Genomic DNA, 248 nt, shown 5'->3' on the forward strand with positions numbered 1-248 from the left:
TCAGGACGGATGCCACAAAGCGTTTACCTCGTCCAGTGATCTCACCAAACACAAACGTATTCACACAGGGGAAAGACTCTTTGTCTGTGATCAAGACGGGTGCAACCAGTCCTTCACCCAATCCAGTGCACTCACCAAACACAAGTGCACCCACACAGGGGAGAGGCGCTATGTCTGCGATCAGGACGGATGTAACCGGTCTTTCATTCAATCCAATCATCTTACTACCCACAAGCGCACCCACACAG

General features: G+C 51.2%; 1 protein-coding gene. It reads right to left on the reverse strand.

Annotation, left to right across the window (positions count from 1 at the left end):
* A partial coding sequence (locus E1189_RS24135; protein WP_230459782.1) for a hypothetical protein occupies positions 1–232 on the reverse strand: 232 nt, incomplete at its 3' end.
* Between the last annotated feature and the right edge of the window lie 16 nt (positions 233–248).

The organism is Parendozoicomonas verongulae, from assembly GCF_009711465.1.
GTDB classification, from domain to species: domain Bacteria; phylum Pseudomonadota; class Gammaproteobacteria; order Pseudomonadales; family Endozoicomonadaceae; genus Sansalvadorimonas; species Sansalvadorimonas verongulae.